The sequence below is a fragment of the Amycolatopsis cynarae genome, from assembly GCF_026802195.1.
Classification (GTDB): domain Bacteria; phylum Actinomycetota; class Actinomycetes; order Mycobacteriales; family Pseudonocardiaceae; genus Amycolatopsis_E; species Amycolatopsis_E rhizosphaerae.
Genome location: NZ_CP113836.1, coordinates 1971635 through 1989788, shown reverse-complemented (window position 1 = coordinate 1989788; position 18154 = coordinate 1971635). Strand labels below are relative to the sequence as shown.

Annotated in this window: 5 protein-coding genes; all 5 read right to left on the bottom strand. The window is 74.1% G+C overall.

The window, feature by feature from the left end:
- Positions 1-67 precede the first annotated feature (67 nt).
- The 5 genes from ORV05_RS09415 to ORV05_RS09395 all read right to left on the bottom strand — a co-directional run bounded on the left by ORV05_RS09415 (position 68) and on the right by ORV05_RS09395 (position 18153).
- The gene (locus ORV05_RS09415; protein WP_268758065.1) at positions 68-685 is read right to left on the bottom strand and encodes a methyltransferase domain-containing protein; all 618 of its coding nucleotides are present in this window, start codon (positions 683-685) and stop codon (positions 68-70) included.
- 135 nt (positions 686-820) lie between these two features.
- Positions 821-1648, bottom strand: a complete 828-nt coding sequence (locus ORV05_RS09410; protein WP_268758064.1) for an ABC transporter permease — start codon at positions 1646-1648, stop codon at positions 821-823.
- The gene (locus ORV05_RS09405) at positions 1645-2586 is read right to left on the bottom strand and encodes an ATP-binding cassette domain-containing protein (protein WP_268758063.1); all 942 of its coding nucleotides are present in this window, start codon (positions 2584-2586) and stop codon (positions 1645-1647) included. Before ORV05_RS09405 ends, ORV05_RS09410 begins: the two co-directional genes overlap by 4 nt.
- Before the next feature lie 172 nt (positions 2587-2758).
- Positions 2759-13309: a type I polyketide synthase gene (locus tag ORV05_RS09400; RefSeq protein ID WP_268758062.1), complete on the bottom strand. Its 10551-nt coding sequence runs from the start codon at positions 13307-13309 to the stop codon at positions 2759-2761.
- A gap of 56 nt (positions 13310-13365) precedes the next feature.
- Positions 13366-18153, bottom strand: a complete 4788-nt coding sequence (locus ORV05_RS09395; protein WP_407652778.1) for a type I polyketide synthase — start codon at positions 18151-18153, stop codon at positions 13366-13368.
- Position 18154: the final 1 nt, after the last annotated feature.

Here is an 18154-nt window from a genome sequence, read left to right as displayed (position 1 = left end):
GCACCCGGCCCGGTCCCCCGCCACCGGCGGTGGGGCTGGGCCGTTCGGCGTCGCCGCGCCCGGTGGATCAGCTGCGGAACACCGACACCACCACACCGCCGCACACCACGGGTTCGCCGTACCAGCCGCCCCAGCAGCCCTCGGGTGCCAACCCGGCCAGTTCCGCCATGAGATCCAGTTCCGCGGGCCACACGTACCGCTGCGGGAACCGCGCCCCGGCCAGGAGCAGGGTCTGACGCAGGGGGTCGTGGTCGGCCACCAGCGCGTCCCTCGCCCAGGCGGCCGGGTCGGGATGACGACCCTGGATCACCAGGGCACCGCCGGGGCGCAGGAACGCCGCAAGCCGCCGGACAAGGCGAAGCTGGTCGCGCTGGGCGAGAAGCCGCGCAAGCTCGTCCGAACCCGAGAAGACGACGTCGAAGCGCGGACCGGAGCCGAGCGGGCCGTCGGTGCCGGCAGTGCCGTCGGTGCGGTCGGTGCCGTCGGTGACGCGGTAGCCCTCCCCCGCCAGTGCCCCGGCCACCGGGCCACCGCCCGGCACGAAGACCCGGCCCGTGCCGCGGCGATGGGTGACCCGGTCGGCGAGTTCGGCGAGGAAGGCCACGGCACCGGCGGGATCGGCGGACGTCGGAGCGAACCACGGGCCGATGGCGTCGGCCGTTGTTTCGGTGATTCGGGTCGGCATCGGGCCACCTCACTTCACGGGCTGTTCCGCTCTTCTCCACGCAGAGTGCCCGACCGATCTAAAGTGGACCTTGTGCGGACGCGCCGGGGGGCGGCCGGTGCAAAGCACGGGCCGCCCCGAAAGGAGTGCGGGCCTTCAGCCGCCGGCGCGCTGGTGGAACTTCCGCACCGCGAACACCGCGGCCAGCGCCGTGATCGCCACCCACCAGGTCAGCGCGAGCCACCCGGTGGAGCCGAGGTCCGTGCCGTTCATCAGCGCACGGACCGCGTCGATGAGCACGGTCACCGGCTGGTTCTGGACCACCACCCGCAGCACTCCCGGCATCGACGCGGTCGGCACCAGTGCGCTGGTGGCATACGGCACGAAGACGAGGATCATGCCGAGCCCGCTCGCGCCTTCGACGGTCTTGGCGATGGTGCCGAGCAGCGTGGCGAGCCAGAACACACCGGCCGCGAACAGGGCGAGCAGGCCGAGCGCCCCCAGCCAGCCGAGCAGCCCGCCGCCGGGGCGGAAACCGATCGCGAGACCGACGCCCACCATCACCACGAGCGACAGCGCGCTTCGCAGCACTCCCGCGGCCACATGACCCACCAGTACCGCCGACCCCGCCATGGGCATGGACCGGAACCGCTCCACGAGGCCGTTCGTGAGGTCGGAGGCGACACCGACCACGGTGGTCGTGGCGTTGAAGCCGATGCTCACCACGACCAGGCCCGGCACCAGGTAGTCGATGTAGGCCATGCCGGGCGAGTTGATCGCGCCACCGAACATGAAGCGGAACAGCAGCAGGAGCACGATCGGCAGCGACACCGCCTGGAACAGCATTTCCGGGTTACGGGTGATGTGTTTGATGTTGCGGCCGATCAGCACCCGCCAGTCGGACAGCACCAGCGAAAGCGGGGAACGGCCGGGAGCGGCGGGAAGGTGTTTTCCCTCGGTCTCCGGTGACAGGGTCTGGGTCATCGCTTCTCTCCCGCGGTTCCGGTAAGGGTGTGGAAAACGTCGTCCAGGGTCGGTTCGGACAGCTCGAGCCCGGTGACCTCGAGGCCCGCGTCACCGACTTCGTTGAGCACCCGCCGCACCTGCGCGGGCTCTTCGATGGCGACGCTCACCGTGTTTTCGGTCAGCACGGCGGTGACCCCGATGGCGCCGAGGACGCCCTTCGCCTTCAGCGCCGCACCGGTGCCGCCGAAGGCGAGCTTCAGCCGCTCGGTGCCGACTTTGCGCTTGAGCTCGGCCGCCGTGCCCTCCGCCACCACGCGGCCCTTGTCGATCACCGCGATGCGGTCGGCGAGCTGGTCGGCCTCGTCCAGGTACTGGGTGGTGAGCAGGATCGTGGTGCCGCCGACGAGCAACTCCCGGATCGCGTCCCACATGGCCGAGCGGCTGCGCGGGTCGAGCCCCGTGGTGGGCTCGTCGAGGAACAGCACCGGCGGCGTGGTGATCAGGCTGATCGCCAGGTCGAGGCGGCGGCGCATGCCACCGGAATAGGTCTTCACCTGGCGCCCGGCCGCCTCCACCAGGTCGAACTGCGCGAGCAGCTCGGTGGCCCTGGTCTTCACCGCGGCGGGCGGCAGGTGGAACAGCCGCGCCATCATCTCCAGGTTTTCGCGGCCGGTGAGCAGTTCGTCGACCGCGGTGTCCTGACCGGTCAGGCCGATCTGTTCGCGCACCTTCCGCTTGTGCCGGGTGACGTCGTGGCCGTTCACGGTGAGGGTGCCGCCGTCGGCCTCCAGGAGGGTGCTCAGGATCCGCACGGTCGTGGTCTTGCCCGCCCCGTTGGGGCCGAGGAGCGCGAACATCGTGCCGCGCGCCACGCTCAGGTCGACGCCCGTCAGGACTTCCACCTCGCCGTAGGACTTGCGCAGCCCCCTTGCTTCGATCACGTTGCCGGTGACCATCGGTTACCTCTCCTCTTTCGGGTCGAGATCGGTGACGAACTTCTCGGGTCGGAAACCGGCAAGGAGCTCGGAAACTGTCCGTACCAGTGGGCCACAGTGCGCGCGGGCCCGGCAATAATGGCCGGGTACGGGCGCATTAGGGGTGGCGACTGACGCCGGGGTGGAACACGGTTCACTCGTCGTCCCCGCCCCCGATCGCCATGCTGATGAGCGCGTCGGTGTCGAGTTCGTCGATCGTGGCCGCCGGTACGGCGGGCGCCTCGGGTCCGGTTTCCTCCGGCGCCCGCACGCCCGCCAGCTCCAGCAGGCCCTCCAGCAGGCCCGCGGCCCGCAGCTTGTGCAGTGGGATGCCCGCCAGCGCGTCCCGGACCCCTTGTTCGGTCAGGGTTTCGGCGGAGGCGCCCGGCCCGTCGCCCGCGGCCGGTTCCGGGGCCAGCTCACCGAGGAGGTGCTCGGCGAGGATCCGCGGCGTCGGATAGTCGAAGATCAGGCTCACCGGCAGCCTCAGGCCCGTGACGAGGCTGAGTTTGTTCCGGAAACCGGTGGCGGACAACGAATCGAAGCCGACCTCGTTGAAGGAGCGGTCCGGCTCCACCGCGTCCGGGCCGGCGTGCCCGAGCAGCGCGGCGGCGTGCGTGCGCACCAGCGTCAGCAGGGTCGCGCTGCGCTTGTTCGCCGGCAGCCCGGCCAGCTTCTGCGCCAGCGACTCGGTGGTGTCCTCCGCCGTGTCCTGAGCCGCGCGACGGCCGCGGGCACCCGCCAGCCCCCGCAGCACGGCCGGAAGGTCCCCCTCGCCCGCCGCGGACAGGACCCCGGTGTCGAGCGCGATGGGCACCAGCAGGGCGTCGGTGGCACCGGCCGCCGAATCCAGCAGCCGTAGACCGTCCTCTGTGGACAATGCACCGATGCCGGTCTCCCCGATGCGGTGCGCGTCGGCACCCTCCAGCTCCGCACCCATACCGCCCTCGGCCGCCCACAGGCCCCAGGCCAGCGACGAACCGGCGAGCCCTTCGGCCCGGCGCCGGGCGGCCAGCGCGTCGAGGAACGCGTTGGCCGCGGCATAGCTGCCCTGCCCCGGCGCGCCGAGCACCCCGGCGGCCGAGGAGAACAGCACGAACGCGGTGAGGTCCCGCTCGCGGGTCAGCTCGTGCAGCACCAGCGCCGCATCGGCCTTCGGCCGCAGCACGGCGTCCAGGCGTTCCGGGGTCAGCGAGGTCAGCACACCGTCGTCGAGCACTCCGGCGGCGTGCACGACCGCGCGCAGCGGCGCCTCCGCCGGAATGCGGGCGAGCAGTTCCGCCGCCGCCTCGCGGTCCGACACGTCGCAGGCGGCCAGGACGACCTCCGCGCCGAGCCCGGTCAGCTCCTCGCACAACTCCGCCGCGCCCGGGGCTTCGGCCCCGCGACGGCTGGCGAGCAGCAGGTGCCGCACCCCGTGCGCGGTCACCAGGTGCCGGGCGACGAGGCCGCCCAGTGCACCGGTGGCGCCGGTGACCAGCACCGTGCCTTCGGCGTCCCACACCGGCGCTGCCGGGCCGGCCTCGGCCGGGCCGGGCACCCGGGTCAGCCGGGGCACCAGCACGGTGCCCGAACGCAAGGCCACCTGCGGCTCGTCCGAGGCCGACACCGCGGCCAGCGTCCGGCCCGAGGGGATGCCCGCCCCGAGATCGACCAGCGCGATCCGGCCGGGATGCTCCGCCTGCGCGGAGCGCACCAGGCCCGCCACCGCGGCCCCCACCGGATCCGGGGCCTCGCCGGGCTCGGCGGCCACGGCTCCCCGGGTCACCACGATCAGCGAACCGTCGGCGAACCGGTCCCCGGACAACCAGGACTGCAGCAGGCCGAGCACGCGGTGCAGTTCGGCGTGCACCTCGGTGCCCCCGGCGGGCAGCACCAGCAGTCCGGTGCCGGAGGCTTGGTCGAGGTCCTCGGCGGCCGCGGCGCCCAGCGCCCCGGTGAGGCCGAAGGGGTCCGGGCCCACGACCGTCCAATCCGTGACCTCCGCTACGGCGTCGAGTTCGGTCTGCTCCCAGGCGAGGCGGAAGAGCGCGTCGGGGCCGGTGGTCCGCACCGGCTGCGGCACCGCCGACAGGGGGCGCAGCAGCAACGACTCCACCGACGCGACCGGCGCCCCGGTGCCGTCGGCGATGTCCAGTGCGACCGCGCCGGTCCCCACCGGCCTGACGTGCACCCGCAAGGTCGTCGCGCCGACGGCGTGCAGCCGCACGCCTTCCCACGCGAACGGCAGCACCGGCTCGTTCCCGGCCGCACCGGAGACGCCGATCGTGTGCAGTGCGGCGTCCAGCACGGCCGGGTGGATGCCATAGCGGTCCACATCGGACACCGAGGAAACCGGGGCCGGGAGGCGGATCTCGGCGAACGCCTCGCCGTCGCGCCGCCAGGCCGCGGTGAGGCCGCGGAACGCGGGCCCGTACACCAGTCCCCCGGCGGCCAGCTCCTCGTAGGTACCGTCGAGCCGGACCTCCTCGGCGCCGGGCGGCGGCCAGGCGCTCAGCTCGAACTCCGCTCCCGTCGATCCCGCCGATCCCGCCGTGCCGGTACCCACGAGCCTGCCGGTGGCGTGCCGGGTCCACGGCACGCCACCGGTCGCACCCTCGGGCCGCGAATGCACGGTGAAGGCCCGGTTCCCGCCGTCGTCGGCCGCGCCGAGGGCGAACTGCACCCGCACGCCGGTGCGTTCCGGGATCACCAGGGGGTACTCCAGCGTCAGTTCGTCGAGCCGGGGGCAGCCCGCCTCGTCACCGGCGCGGATCGCCATCTCGACGAAACCGGTGCCGGGGAACAGGATCGAACCGCCGACCACGTGGTCGGCCAGCCACGGGTGGGTGCCCGCCGAGAGCCGTCCGTTGAACACCAGCCCCGCCTGCCCGGCCAGTTCCAGGGGCGACCCGAGCAGCGGGTGGTCCTCTTGGCCAGGCGAGGACGCCACGCTCTCCAGCCAGAAACGCTGCCGCTGGAACGGATACGTCGGAAGCGGAACCGTACGGGCGCCCGTGGGCCGGTACACCGCCGCCCAGTCGACCTCGGCCCCGCTCACGTGAAGACGCGCGATGCCGGTCAGCGCGGCGACGGCCTCGTCCTGTTCCCTGTGCAGCAGTGAAGCCAGCACCAGGCCCTCGGGCCGCTCGTCGAGGCAGCCGTCCGCCATCGCGGTGAGGGTGCCGTCCGGGCCCAGCTCCAGGAACCGGGTGACGCCACTCGCCGCCGCGCTGGTGACCGCGTCGAGGAACCGCACGCCCTCCCGGACCTGCCGTACCCAGTACCCGGGCGAGTCCAGCCCGGCCGCCGGTTCGCCGGTGACCGTGGAGATCACCGGGATCCGCGGCGGCTCGTAGGCCAGTTCCTCCGCGACCGCCCGGAATTCCGCCAGCATCGGGTCCATCAGGCGGGAGTGGAAGGCGTGGGAGACGCGCAGCCGCTTGGTGCGCCCGAACTTCGCCGCCACCTCCGCCACCGCTTCGGCGGCTCCTGAGATCACCACGGCGCTCGGGCCGTTCACCGCGGCGATGTCCACGCTGTCCCCCGCGGCCGCGCGGACGGCCTCGGGCGTCGCGTCGATCGCCACCATCGCCCCGCCCTCGGGCAGTGCCTGCATCAGCGCGCCCCGCGCGACCACCAGCCTCGCCGCGTCCGGCAGGGAGAGCACACCGGCGCAGTGGGCCGCGGCGAGTTCGCCGATCGAGTGACCGGCCAGCACGTCCGGCTTCACGCCCCAGGAGCGCACCAGGCGGAACAGTGCGACCTCCAGCGCGAACAGCGCGGGCTGGGTGTACCGGGTCCGGTCGAGCTCCGGCCCGGCGGCGATCTCCCGGATCGGCCGGTCGAGGTGCCGGTCGAGCTCGGCGCAGACCTCGTCGTAGGCCGAGGCGAACGCCGGGTGCTCGCGCGCCAGCCCCTCGCCCATCTCCACCCGCTGCGAACCCTGGCCCGCGAACAGGAAGGCGGTGCGCCCGCCCGCGGCGGCGACCCCGGTGACCAGGCCCCGCGCCGGCTCTTCGTCGACGAGCGCCGCGAGACCGCGGACGAACTCCGGCGACCGGCGCCCGATGACCACCGCGCGGCGGTCGAACGCGCTGCGCGTGGTGGCCAGTGCGAAGCCGATGTCCGCGAGGCTGCCCTCCGGCTCTTCGTCCACAAAGGACAAGAGCTGCTCGGCCCGCGCCCGCAGCGCCGCCGCGCCACGGCCGGAGACCGGCCACGCGACGGGGCCGTCGTAGCCGGGCAGGCCGCCGGGCACGGCCTCCTGCCGGTCACCCTCCTCCAGGATCACGTGCGCGTTGGTGCCGCTGACCCCGAAGGACGACACACCGGCCCGGCGGAGATGGCCGTTGGGCAGCCACTTCACCGGCTCCGTCAGCGCACGGACGGTACCGGAGGACCAGTCGATCTCGCTCGACGGCCGCTCGACGTGCAGCGTCGCGGGCAGCTCGCCGTGCCGCATCGCCAACACCATCTTGATCACCCCGGCCGCGCCCGCGGCCGCCTGGGTGTGGCCGAGGTTGGACTTCACCGAGCCGATCCACAGTGGACGCTCGGCGGAGGTCTCCCTGCCGTAGGTGGCCAGCAGCGCCTGGACCTCGATGGGGTCGCCCAGCCTGGTGCCGGTGCCGTGCGCCTCGACGGCGTCCACCTCGGACGGATTCAGGCCCGCGTCGGCCAGCGCCGCGCGGATCACCCGCTGCTGTGCGGGACCGTTGGGGGCGGTCAGTCCGTTGGAGGTGCCGTCCTGGTTGACCGCGCTGCCCTTGAGCACCGCGAGCACCGGGTGGCCGAGCCTGCGGGCGTCGGACAACCGCTCCAGCACCAGCACGCCGGCGCCTTCGGACCACACGGTGCCGTCGGCGTCGTCGGAGAACACCTTGCACCGGCCGTCGGCGGCCAGCCCCTGCTGACGGCTGAACTCGACGAAGGTCTCCGGGGTCGCCATCACCGTGACCCCGCCCGCCAGCGCGAGCGTGCAGTCACCGCCGCGCAGCGCCTGCGCCGCCAGGTGCATAGCGACCAGCGACGACGAGCACGCCGTGTCGACGCTGACCGCGGGGCCCTGAAGGCCCAGGGTGTAGGACACCCGCCCGGTGACGAGAGAACCGGCGCTGTTCGCCCCCGCGTAATCGTGGTACTGCACACCCGCGTACACGCCGGTCGGGCTGCCCTTGAGGGAGAGCGGGTCGATCCCGGCCCGTTCCAGCGCCTCCCAGCAGGTTTCGAGCAGCATCCGCTGCTGCGGGTCGATCATCGGTGCCTCCTTCGGGGAGACACCGAAGAACCCGGGGTCGAAGTCGCCCGCGTCGTAGACGAACCCGCCGCGCGCGACGTAGGTGGTGCCGGGCCTGCGGCCGGTCGGGTCGACCAGGCCACCGAGGTCCCAGCCGCGGTCGGCCGGGAAGTCGCCGATGCCGTCGTGGCCGCCCGCCACCAGTTCCCACAGCTGCTCCGGCGAGGTGACCCCGCCGGGCAGCCGGCAGGCCATGCCGACGATCGCGACGGGCTCGTCGGCACCGGCCTGGCCGGTCCCGGCGGTGGCCAACCGCTCGCCGGTGCCGGTCAGCTCGGCCAGCAGGTACCCGGCCAGCGACGACGGCGTGGGGTGGTCGAAGATCAGCGTCGCGGGCAGCCGCAGGCCGGTTTCCGCGGTGAGCCCGTTGCGCAGTTCGATCGCGGTGAGCGAGTCGAACCCAAGCGACTGGAACTGCGCCGAGGGCTCGATCTCGTGCGCGCCGCCATAGCCGAGTACGGCCGCGGCCCGGCCGCGCACCAGTTCGAGGGCGGCGTCGGCCTGGTCGGCCTCCGGCAGGGCCAGCAGGCGGGCGGCGAACGAACCGGCCGGGGCCGTGGACTCGGCGCCGGCCGAGGCGATCCGCCGGGCGGGCCCGCCGGTGAGCTCCTCCAGCAGCTTCGGGATCCGGCCCAGCCGGCGCAGCACCGGCAGGTCCAGTTTCGCCGGGACGACGGACGGTCTCGGGACGGCCAGTGCCCGGTCGAACATCGCCAGTGCCTCCGCCGACGCCAGCGGCACGATCCCGCTCGCGGCCAGGCGGGCGACCTCTTCGGCGGACAGCGTGCCACCCATACCGCCGATCTCGCCCCAGAGGCCCCAGCCGAGCGACAGCCCGGGAAGGCCCTGTGCCACGCGATGGGCGGCGAGTGCGTCGAGGAACGCGTTGGCCGCGGCGTAGCTGCCCTGCCCCGGTGCGCCGAGCACCCCGGACACCGAGGAGAACAGCACGAAGGCCGAGAGCGGGATGTCCCGGGTGAGTTCGTGCAGGTTCAGCGCGCCGTCGGCCTTCGGCCGCAGCACGTCGGCCAAGCGTTGCGGCGTCAGCGACGTCAGCACGCCGTCGTCGAGCACACCGGCGGCGTGCACCACCGCGGTCAGCGGGTGTTCGGCCGGGATCGCGGCCAGCACCGCGGCGAGCGCGGCACGGTCGGCGACATCGCACCGGGCGAGCACGACCTCCGCGCCCCGTTCGCCGAGTTCGGCGGCCAGGCGCTCCAGTTCCGGGGTGCCCCGCCTGCTGACCAGCACCAGCCTGCGCACGCCGTGCCCGGTGACCAGATGCCGGGCGAGCGTGCCGCCGATCGCACCGGAGGCACCGGTGATCAGCACCGTGCCGTGCGACGGGAAGGTCACCGGCTCCGCTTCGTCCGCCACGCGGACGAGCCGCGGGACGTACACCGTCCCGGCACGGACGGCGGCCTGCGGCTCCCCGGCCGCGAGTAACCTCGGCAGTACACTGTGGACGTCTGTGTCCCCGGCCTCGCGGTCGAGATCCAGCAGCAGGAACGTGTCGGGGTTCTCCTCCTGCGCCGAGCGCACGAGGCCCCAGACGGCGGAGGCGGCCGGATCGGTGGTGCTGGTGTCGCCGACGGGGATGGCGCCGCGCGTCGCCACGACCAGCCGCGCGCCCTCCGGGTGGTCCGCCGCCAGCCAGTCCTGCACGGCGACGAGCGCGCGCCGGGTCAGCGTGTGCACCTCCTCCGCGGTGCCCGCCTCGCCCAGGCAGGAGAAGATTTCCGTCCCGGAACTGTCCGAAGTGGATTCCGGCAGGGCCGCGGGCCGCCAGTCGACGCGGTACAGCGGGGGCGCCGCAGCGGCGACCGGCGTGGTGAACGCGCGGAACACCGTTTCGCCCACCGTGGCCACCGGCGCGCCGGTGGCGTCGGCGAGCACGACCTCGAAGCCGTCCTCGGTGGTCGGTGTGAAGCGCACGCGCAGTGCCGAAGCCCCGGTGGCATGCAGTTCGACCCCGGTCCAGCAGAACGGGACCCGGCCGGCCCCGCCGTCGCCGCCGCCGGCGACGCGCAGTGCGTGCGTGCAGGCGTCGAGCGCCGCCGGATGCAGGCCGAAGCGCTCGGCACCGCTGTCCTCGGGCAGCACGACCTCGGCGAACACCTCGCGCCCCCGGCTCCACACCGCGCGCAGCGAGCGGAACAGCGGGCCGTAGGTGAGCCCGGTGTCGGCGAAGTCTTCGTACAGGCCGTCGATCGGCACCGGCTCGGCACCCGTCGGCGGCCACTCGGCCAGTTCCGTTCCGCCCCGGTGCGACCGGGGCGCGACGGTGCCGCTCGCGTGCAGCGTCCACGGCTCGCCGGCCTCCGCGCCCTCGGGCCGCGAGTGGACGGTCACGGAGCGGGTGCCGTCCGGGCCCGCGGGCCCGACCGTCACCTGCACGCCGACACCGCCGGTCTCCGGCACGACCAGGGGGCTGCCCAGGGTCAGTTCCCCGATCCGGCCGCCGCCGACCTGGTCACCGGCGCGGACCACCAGTTCCAGGAACGCCGTGCCGGGCACGGTGACGATGCCGCCGAGCCGGTGCTCGGCCAGCCACGGGTGGGTCTCGACCGACAACCGCCCGGTGAGCACCGTGCCCTCGCCACCGGCGAGCGTCACGGCCGCGCCGAGCAGCGGGTGCCCCGCCGCGGTGAGACCGGCGGCGGTCACCTCGTCGCGGTTGGCGCGGGCCGCGAGCCAGTACCGCTTGCGCTGGAAGGCATACGTGGGCAGGTCGGCGCGCCGCGCGCCCCGCCCGGCGAACACCGCGGCCCAGTCCGGGACGAGCCCGGCGACGAACAGTCCGGCGAGCGCGGTGAGTGCGGCGAGCGGCTCCGGGCGGTCCCGGCGCAGGACGGGGACGACCACCGGGTCCCGGCCCTCGAGGCTCTGCCGGACGAGTCCGGACAGCACGCCGTCCGGACCGGCCTCGACGAACCGCGTGACGCCCTGGGCCGCCAGCACACCGACACCGTCGTGGAACCGGACGGCGGCGCGCACGTGCTCGACCCAGTACTCCGGGGTGGCGATCTCGGGCCCGGCGAGCCTGCCGGAGACGTTCGAGACGAGCGGGATGCCGGGCGCGGAGTAGGAAAGCGTACGGGCGACGGCGGCGAACTCGGCCAGCATCGGTTCCATCAGCGGCGAGTGGAAGGCGTGCGACACCTTCAGCTTCGAGCACTTGCGGCCCTCGAACCGCGAGAGGAAGGCCGCGACGGCGGCGCCGACCTCGGTCTCCGCGCCGGAGAGCACCACGGAGCTGGGCCCGTTGATGGCCGCGATGCTCACCTGCCCGGTCAGCAGCGGCGTGACCTCCTCCTCGGTGGCCAGCAGCGCGACCATCGCGCCCCCGGAGGGAAGTGCCTGCATGAGCTTCGCGCGGGCGGCGACGAGGGTGCAGGCGTCGGTCAGCGACAGCACCCCGGCCACGTGCGCGGCGGCCAGTTCCCCGATCGAGTGGCCGAGGAGGAAGTCCGGTTTGAGGCCCCACGAGGACAGCAGGCGGAACAGCGCCACCTCGATCGCGAACAGCGCGGGCTGGGTGTAGCCGGTCTGGTTGATCAGCCGCGGCTTCGTGAACACCACTGTCCTCAACGGACGGTCGAGGTGCCGGTCCAGCTCCGCGAAGACCTCGTCCAGTGCCTCGGCGAACACGGGGAACGCCGCGGCCAGCTCCGCCCCCATGCCCGCCCGCTGGGCGCCCTGCCCGGAGAACAGGAACGCGGTGAGGCCCTCGGCCGGTGTGCCGGTGACCAGACCGGGCGTGCCGCCGGTGCCGCCGTCGGCGAGGGCGGCCAGAGCGGCCTTCGCTCCGGCCGGATCGGCGGCCAGCACCACGGCGCGGTGCGTCAGCGGCGACCGGGACGTGGCCAGCGAAAAGCCCAGGTCGAGCGGCGAAACATCGTCCACAAAGGATAGCAGCCGCCGCGACTGCGCCTTCAGCGCCGCGGTGCCGTGCCCGGCGACCGGCCAGGGCACCGGAACCCCCTCGGGCCAGCTCGGCGCCTCCTGCCCGGCGGACTCGGCGGGCTCGGCGAGATCCGGTGCCTCCTCGACGATCACGTGCGCGTTGGTGCCGCTCACGCCGAAGGAGGACACCCCGGCGCGGCGCGGACGGTCCGCGACCGGCCACTCGCGCGCCTCGGTGAGCAGTTCGACATTCCCGCCCGACCAGTCGACCTCGGTCGACGGCTCGGTGACGTGCAGCGTCGCGGGCAGCATCTCGTGGCGCAGCGCCATCACCATCTTGATCACGCCACCGACCCCGGCCGCGGCCTGTGCGTGGCCGAGGTTCGACTTGACCGAGCCCAGCCACAGCGGCCGGTCCGCGGGGCGGTCCTGGCCGTAGGTCGCCAGCAAGGCCTGCGCCTCGATCGGATCACCCAGCGTGGTACCGGTGCCGTGCCCCTCGACGGCGTCCACATCGGACGCCGACAACCGCGCGTTGGCCAGCGCCTGCCGGATCACCCGCTGCTGTGAGGGGCCGTTCGGGGCGGTGAGCCCGTTGGACGCGCCGTCGGAGTTCACCGCGGAGCCGCGCACCACGGCGAGCACCGGGTGGCCGTTGCGGCGCGCGTCGGAAAGCCGCTCCAGCAGCAGAGTGCCCGCGCCCTCGGCCCAGCCGGTGCCATCGGCGCTGTCGGAGAACGCCTTGCAGCGGCCGTCGGGGGCCAGCCCCCGCTGGCGGCTGAACGCCAGGAACGGCCCGGGCCGCGACATCACCATCACCCCGCCGGCCAGCGCCAGCGAGCAGTCCCGCTGCCGCAGCGACTGCACCGCCAGGTGCAGGGCGACCAGCGACGAAGAGCACGCCGAGTCGATCGTGACCGCCGGGCCCTGAAGGCCCAGCGCGTAGGCGACGCGGCCGGAGATCACCGAACCGGCGTTGCCGGTGCTCAGGTAGTCCTCCACCTCCCCGGCGAGCACCGACGGCGGGAGCTCGTCGTAGTAGTCCTGCCCGCCGCTGCCGACGAACACCCCCACCTGCTGCCCGGCGAGGGCGTGCGGCGCGATGCCCGCCCGTTCGAAGGTCTCCCACGCCAGCTCCAGCACGAGCCGCTGCTGCGGGTCCATGGCGAGCGCCTCGCGCGGCGAGATGCCGAAGAACGGCGCGTCGAAGTCGGCGACGTCGTGGACGAAGCCGCCCTCGCGCACGTAGCTCGTGCCCGGGCTGTCCGGATCGGCGTCGAACAGCGTGTCCAGCGCCCAGCCGCGGTCCGTGGGGAACTCGCCGATCGCGTCGCGGCCCTGGGCGAGAAGCTCCCAGAGGTCCTCGGGCGAGCGGATGTCCCCCGGGTACCGGCAGCCCATCGCCACGATCGCGATCGGTTCCGTCTCCGCCGCTTCGACCTCACGCAGCCGCTCCCGCGTCTCCTGCAGGTTCGCGGTCACCCGCTTCAGATAGTCGACCAGCTTGTTGTCGTCAGTCATCGTGAGAAACCTCTTGTCGTGGTCGGTGCGGGTGGGCGGGTGCGCGGGTGCGCGCCTCAGGCGCCGAGCTCGTTGTCGATGAGGGCGAACAGTTCGTCCGCGGTCGCGGTCTGCAGCGCGGTGCCGGTCCCGCCGGTCCCGCCGCCGTCGCCCGCGAGCGTCCGGTGCAGGGTGGTCACCATCGCCTGCAGCCGGGCGAGGACGCGGGACCGGTCGATCTCCGCGGCGTCCAGCGTGGCAGTCACGGCCTCCAGCCGGTCCAGCTCCACCTCGAGGGGCACCTGGGCGGTCCCCTCGCACAGCCGGGACCACAGGTGCTCGGCCAGCGCCTGCGGGTTCACGTGGTCGAAGGCGACGGTGGCGGGCAGCTTCAGCCCGGTGGCGGCGCCCAGGCGGTTGCGCAGGTCGACCGCGGTCACCGAGTCGAAGCCGAGTTCCTTGAACGCACGGGCGGGCTCGACCGCGGCGCCGTCGTCGTACCCGGCCACCACGGCGACCTGTTCGCGCACCAGCTCCAGCAGTGCCCGCCGCTGTTCGGCCGGGGTGAGCCCGGCCAGCCGTTCCGCCAGGCCGCCGGTGTCGGTCTCGCCGGTCGTCTCCGCCTTGTCCCCGGCGGCTTCGGGCAGCGCCCGCAGCAAGGGCCGGGGGCGGGCCAGCTGGTAGACGGGGGCGAAGGCGGACCAGTCGATGTCCGCGACCACCAGGTGGGTTTCGTCGTGGTCCAGTGCCTGCCCCAGTGCCTGGACGGCCAGCGCGGGTGCCATCTCGGCCAGGCCCATGCGGCGCAGCAGTGCGCTCGCTTCGGCGTCGACCATGCCCCCGCCGCCCCAGGAACCCCATGCGATCGCGGTCGCGGTCCGGCCCGCGGCCCGGCGGCGGCGGGCGAGCGCGTCGAGGTAGGCGTTGCCCGCGGCGTACGCGGGCTGCCCGGAGGTGCCCCACACCGCGGCGCCGGAGGACATCAGGACGAAGGCGTCCAGCTCGGTCTCCCCCAGCAGTTCGTCCAGCAGTGCGGCACCGGTGACCTTGGCGCGGGTGGCGGCGGCGAACCCGGCGGGTGTGACGTCGGTGAGCGGTGGCTCGGCGGTCAGCACCCCCGCGGCGTGCACGACGGCGGTCGGCGGGTGCTCGGCCAGCAGCGCGCCGAGTGCCTGCGCGTCGGTGACATCGCAGGCCGCGACCGTGACCCGGCGGACACCGGCGGCGGTCAGTTCGGCGGCGAGCTCACGGGCTCCTTCGGCGTCGAGGCCGCGGCGGCTGGTCAGCACCAGGTGCTGGGCACCCCGTCCGGCCAGCCAGCGGGCGACGTGCGCGCCGACCGCGCCTGTGCCGCCGGTGACCAGCACCGTTCCCCGGGGACGCCACGGTTCGGCCGTGCCCGCGGCGAGCGGGGCCCGCACCATGCGCTTGGCGAACACTCCGGACGAGCGGATCGCGACCTGGTCTTCACCGTCCGCGCCGGACAGCACGGCGCACAGCCGGGCGGCGTCCGCCGGGCCTTCGAGGTCGACCAGACCGCCCCAGGTGCCCGGCTGGTCCAGTGCGGCGACCGTGCCGAGGCCCCACACCTGCGCGGCGGCGGGGTCGGCGCCGGCGAACGCGTCCACGGCGACCGCGCCCCTGGTCACCACCCAGGCGGGCGCGTCGACGCCGGAGTCGGCCAGCGCCTGCAGCAGCACGATGGTCGCGGCGGCGGGCGTGCCGAGCGCGGGGTGCTCGGGATGCCCGCCGGAGTCGAGAGCCAGCAGCGACAGCACGCCGTCGAAGCGGCGGGCGGCGGTCGCCTCGGCGAGCAGCCCGGCCAGCACCCGGCGCTCGGCCCGCGCCGGGACGGTGATCCGTTCCACGTCCCCGTGCCCGGCCACGGCGACGGCCAGCGCGGCGGCCTCGGGGACGTCCGCCGGGACGACGACCAGCCAGCTGCCGGTCAGCCCGCCCGCCCCGGTGCCGGTGAGCGGCGCCCACGAGACGCGGTAACGCCAGGAATCCAGAGTGGACAGTTCGGTGCGGCGGGCGTGCCACGCGGCCAGTGCCGGGACGACCTCGGCCAGCGGGGCGGCCCCGACGCCGAGCCGGGCCGCGAGCGCGTCCACCTCACCCTCGGCCACTTCCCGCCAGAACTGCCCGTCTGCCACCTGCGCGGGAGCGGCAGGCGCGGCGGCAGCCTCCTCCTCGTGCCAGAAACGCTTGTGCTGGAACGGATAGGTCGGCGGCTCGGCGATTCCCGCACCGGGCGCGAAGCGAGCCCAGTCCAGGGAGCCGCCGCGGACGTACAGCTCGGCCATCGACGTCGCGAAGCGGACCAGACCGCCCTCGTCGCGACGCAGTGTGCCGGAGACGACGCCGGAGTACCCGCCCTCGTCGAGGGTTTCCTGGATGCTCATGGTCAGCACCGGATTCGGGCTCACCTCGACGAACCGGGTGTAGCCCGCCTCGGCGAGCCTGGCGACCACGGGCCCGAACCCGACCGTGTTGCGCAGGTTCGCGAACCAGTACCCGGCGTCCACAGTAGATGGCGCGACCGGCTCTCCGGTGACCGTGGAGGTCATCGGGATCTCGCCCGGCCCCGGCCGGATCGGGCCGAGGTCCGCCGCCAGCCGGTCGGCGAGGTGCTCGACGTGCGCGGAATGCGAGGCGTAGTCCACCGGCACCCGTTTGGCGCGGAACCCCTCGGCGAGCAGCCGGTCGCGCAGTTCGTCGAGCGCGTCGCCGTCGCCGGACAGCACGGCCGAGGTGGCCCCGTTGTCCGCGGCCAGCGAGATCCGGCCGTCCCACTCGGGGAGCCGCTCGCGCAGGGCGGCGGCGGGCAGGCCCGCGGCGAGCATGCCGCCTCCCCGTCCGCCGAGCAACTCACCGATGGCCTTGCTGCGCAGGGCGACCACCCGGGCACCGTCGGACAGCGACAAGGCGTTCGAGACCGTCGCGGCCGCGATCTCCCCCTGCGAGTGGCCGATCACCATGTCCGGCTCCACGCCGAACGCCCGCCACAGCGCCGCCAGCGAGACCATCACCGCCCACAGCAACGGCTGCACCACGTCGACGCGGTCGGGCGGCGGCGTGCCCGGCTCGCCCCGCAGGACGGCGAGCACCGAGTAGTCCAGGAACTCCCGCAGTGCCGCGTCGCACTCGGCCATGCGTTCGGCGAACACCGGCGACTCGGCCAGCAACCCCGTCGCCATGCCCGGCCACTGGGAACCCTGGCCGGGGAACACGAACACGGTCTTGCCGCGCACGTCCGCGGTTCCGGTGACCACGTCCGGGCGCGATCGCCCCGCCGCCAGGGCACGGAGCGCCTCGGCGGCCTCTCCGCGCTCCGCCGCGAGCACGACGGCACGGTGGCCGAACCGCGCGCGCCCGGTGGCCAGGGTGTACGCGAGGTCGGCCATCGAGTCGCCGGAAGCGTCCACATGCGACGCCAGCCTGCCCGCGGCCGCCGCCAGCGCGGCCGGGGTCTTCGCCGAGAGCACCAGCGGGCGCACCACGGGCGAGGCGGGCAGGGGCTCGGTGCCGGTTTCGCCGCCGGTTTCGGGGTGGGTGTCCGGGGCCTGCTCCAGGATCACGTGCGCATTGGTGCCGCTGACGCCGAAGGACGACACGGCCGCGCGGCGCGGGCGGTCCACCTCGGGCCAGTCGCGCGGCTCGGTCAGCAGTTCGACCGCGCCCGCCGTCCAGTCGACGTGCCTCGACGGCGTGCCGACGTGCAGCGTGCGCGGCAGCTTCCCGTGCCGCAGCGCCTGCACCATCTTGATCACCCCGGCCACCCCGGCGGCGGCCTGCGGGTGCCCCATGTTCGACTTGATCGAGCCGAGCCACAGGGGCTCGCCGGTGCGCTTCCCGTAGGTCTGGATCAACGACTGCGCCTCGATCGGATCGCCGAGCGCGGTGCCGGTGCCATGGGCCTCGACGGCGTCCACATCGGACGGTGAGAGCCCGGCTCCGGCCAGCGCCGCTTCGATCACCCGCACCTGCGAGGGGCCGTTCGGCGCGGAAAAGCCGTTGCTGGCGCCGTCCTGGTTGACCGCGGAACCGCGCACGAGGGCGAGGATCCGGTGACCGTTGCGGCGCGCGTCCGAAAGCCGCTCCAGCACGAGGACACCGACCCCCTCGGCCCAGGAAGTGCCGTCGGCGTCGTCGGAGAACGACTTGCTGCGGCCGTCGGCGGCGAGGCCGCGGCGGCCGCAGAAGTCGACGAACATCTCGGGGGTGCCCATCACCGCGACCCCGCTCGCCAGCGCGAGCGTGCAGTCGCCGCGCCGCAGAGCCTGCGCCGCCAGGTGCAACGCGACCAGCGACGACGAACACGCGGTGTCCACCGACACCGACGGTCCTTCGAGACCGAGTGTGTAGGAGACCTGGCCGGAGACCAGGCTGCCGTCGGGGCTGCCACCGCTGTAGTCGTGGTACATGACGCCGGCGTAGACGCCGGTCGGGCTGCCCTTGAGCGAAAGCGGGTCGAGCCCGGCGCGCTCGAAAGCCTCCCACGAGGCTTCGAGCAGGATCCGCTGCTGCGGGTCGGCGCGCCGCGCGTCGCGCGGGCTGATGCCGAAGAACTCGGCGTCGAAGTCCGCGGCGTCGTAAAGGAAACCACCGCGGCGCGTGTAGGTCTTGCCGGGCCGCTCGGGTGTCGGGTCGTAGATGCCCTCGACATCCCACCCCCGGTCGGCGGGGAAGTCGCCGATCACGTCGCGGCCCTCGCCGACCAGGTCCCACAGGTCGTCCGGGCTGGCGACGCCCCCCGGGTAACGGCAGCTCATGCCGATGATCGCGATCGGCTCGGTGTCCCTGGCCTCGCGTTCGCGCAGCCGCTGCCGGGCCTGCTGCAGATCGGCCGTCGCACGCTTCAGG